Consider the following 2738-nt stretch of genomic DNA (forward strand, 5'->3'; position numbering starts at 1 on the left):
ACGCGTTTCCCGACTTCCTCGCCACTTTTGACCCCTAGAGAGCTCTACCCCTCCCCTCCCTCCCCGAGCAGACCCGCATCGCCGCTGCCCTCTCCTCCCTGGATGCCGTCATTGCGGCCCACCAGAGCAAGCAGGACGCCCTGCGCCAGCACAAGCGGGGGCTGATGGCGGGGCTGTTCCCTGCGGGGGGCGAGCGGGTGCCCCGCCTGCGCTTCCCCGAGTTCGAGGGGGCTGGGGAGTGGGAAGAGAAGAAGCTGGGGGAAGTGGCAACTTTCCTAAACGGACGCGCCTACTCAAAAGATGAGTTGCTAGCGCAAGGAAAATATAAAGTTCTGAGGGTTGGAAACTTCTTTTCCAATAATCACTGGTATTATTCAGACTTAGAATTAGAAGAGGCAAAATATTGCGACTCTGGAGACTTGCTGTACGCTTGGTCTGCTTCATTTGGCCCAAGGATATGGAAAGAAGCAAGAGCAATCTATCATTATCATATCTGGAAGGTAGTTGCTAAACAGCAGAATGAACCAATCTTTCTATTCCATTTGCTAGATAAAATCACTGACGAAATGAAAGCAAGTCTCAAAAATGGCTTGGGCATTTTCCACATTACAAAATCAGGCATTGAGAATTGGGTTGTTCCCTTCCCCCCCACCCTCTCCGAGCAGACCCGCATTGCTGCCGCGCTGTCTTCCCTCGATGACCTCATCGCCGCGCAGGGCGAGCACATCGCGGCGCTGCAAGCGTTCAAGCGGGGGCTGATGCAGGGCCTCTTTCCTGCCTCTTCTGCCGACCTCCACGCGACCCAGGAGGCCGCCGAATGACCGACCAAACGATGAACAACCTCGGCAAGACGCTCTGGGGCATTGCCGATGGGCTGCGCGGGGCCATGAACGCCGACGACTTCCGCGACTACATGCTGGCCTTCCTGTTCCTGCGCTACCTGTCCGACAACTACGAGGCAGCGGCGCGGCGAGAGCTGGGCGAGGACTGGCCCACGGTGGAACCGGGCGGCAATGCCCTGCAAGCCTTCTACGACGCCAACCCGGACGACATCGGCGAGTTCGAGGACCTGATGCGGCGGAAGGTGCATTACGTGATCCGGCCCGATTCACTCTGGAGCCACATTGCCGAGTTGGCCCGCCAGCAGAGCCCCGAGCTGCTGACCACCTTGCGGCAGGGCTTCAAGTACATCGAGGAGGAATCGTTCGGCAACAACTTCGCCGGGCTGTTCTCCGAGATCAACCTGGACTCCGAGAAGCTGGGCAAGAACCAGGCCGAGCGCAACAAGAAGCTGACGACCATCGTGGGCAAGATCGCCGAGGGCCTCAGGGGCTTCTCCACCGATTCCGACCTGCTGGGCGACGCCTACGAGTACCTGATCGGGCAGTTCGCGGCGGGGTCGGGCAAGAAGGCGGGCGAGTTCTACACGCCTCAGCAGGTATCCAGTGTGCTCTCGGGCATCGTGGCCCTCGACAGCCAGGACCCGGCGCTGGGCTACAAGAAGCGGCTGGGCAGCGTGCTGGACATGACCAGCGGCTCGGGCTCGCTGCTGCTGAACGTGCGGCGCACCGTGGAGGCGCACGGCGGCAGCATCGGCAAGATTTACGGCCAGGAAAAGAACATCACGACCTACAACCTCGCCCGCATGAACATGCTGCTGCACGGCGTCAAGGACACCGAGTTCGAGATCTTCCACGGCGACACGCTGAGCAACGACTGGGACATCTTCAAGGACGAGAACCCAGCCAGGAAGCCGCAGTTCGACGCGGTGGTCGCCAACCCGCCTTTTAGCCTGCGCTGGGAGCCGGGCGAGGCGACGGCGCAAGACACCCGCTTCAAGAGCTACGGCGTGGCCCCCAAGTCGGCGGCGGATTTTGCCTTCCTGCTGCACGGCTTTCATTACCTCTCGCAGGAGGGCACGATGGCGATCATCCTCCCGCACGGTGTCCTGTTCCGGGGCGGCGCAGAGGAACGCATTCGCCGCAAGCTCCTGGAAGACGGCTACATCGACACCATCATCGGTCTGCCTTCCAACCTGTTCTATTCCACGGGCATCCCGGTGGCGATTCTGGTGCTGAAGAAGTGCAAGAAGTTTGACGACGTGCTGGTCATCAACGCCAGCGAGCACTTCGGGAAGAAAAAGCGCCAGAACGAACTGCGTCCCCAGGACATCACCAAGATTCTGGACACCTACCGGGAACGCCGCGAGGAAGCGCACTACTCGCGCCGGGTGCCGCTGGACGAGATCGCGCAGAACGGTTACAACCTGAACATCACCCGTTACGTCAGCACCGACCAGGCTCAGGAGGACATTGACCTGGGCAGTGTCCACGAGACGCTAAGCGCCATTGAGGAGCGAATTCAGGCGGCTACCGCCCAGCACAACGGGTTCCTGAAGGAGCTGGGGCTGCCGCCGCTCCCATAGCGCCCCTGGCCTAAGCGCATGCGCTCCCCTGTCCCCACACCATCCACCCGACCGCGTTCCGGCAATAGGCCAAGAGAGGCCTCCCGCACCCGCTAGGTGCAGGAGGCTTCCCATGCTTATGCGCACGCCCACGCTCGTCCCTCTCTTCATCTTCATGCCCGCCGAACGCGCCGCTGCTCTGTGGGCCGTCGCTTACGCTCACTTGCTGCTAAAGCACGGTGAGTAGGCGGGCGACCCTGCCGCCGCTGACCCGCACAGCAGGATGCCCGGTGGACTGACCCCCCAGGAGCGGACCGAGAGGCAAGGCACTTCG

General features: G+C 61.4%; 2 protein-coding genes. Both read left to right on the forward strand.

Annotated features, from left to right (window positions below; genetic code table 11):
- The first annotated feature begins 164 nt into the window (after positions 1-164).
- Positions 165-821, forward strand: a complete 657-nt coding sequence (locus QOL99_RS16315; protein ID WP_285525363.1) for a restriction endonuclease subunit S — start codon at positions 165-167, stop codon at positions 819-821.
- The gene (locus QOL99_RS16320; protein ID WP_285525366.1) at positions 818-2425 is read left to right on the forward strand and encodes a type I restriction-modification system subunit M; all 1608 of its coding nucleotides are present in this window, start codon (positions 818-820) and stop codon (positions 2423-2425) included. Before QOL99_RS16315 ends, QOL99_RS16320 begins: the two co-directional genes overlap by 4 nt.
- Positions 2426-2738 lie beyond the last annotated feature (313 nt).

This window comes from Deinococcus rhizophilus, assembly GCF_030271215.1.
GTDB classification, from domain to species: Bacteria; Deinococcota; Deinococci; order Deinococcales; family Deinococcaceae; genus Deinococcus; species Deinococcus rhizophilus.

What these genes read in the sequence shown, in the direction of transcription:
- QOL99_RS16320 (WP_285525366.1), top strand. Translation starts at nt 818, where the DNA reads ATGACCGACCAAACGATGAACAACCTCGGCAAGACGCTCTGGGGCATT.
- QOL99_RS16315 (WP_285525363.1), top strand. Translation starts at nt 165, where the DNA reads ATGGCGGGGCTGTTCCCTGCGGGGGGCGAGCGGGTGCCCCGCCTGCGC.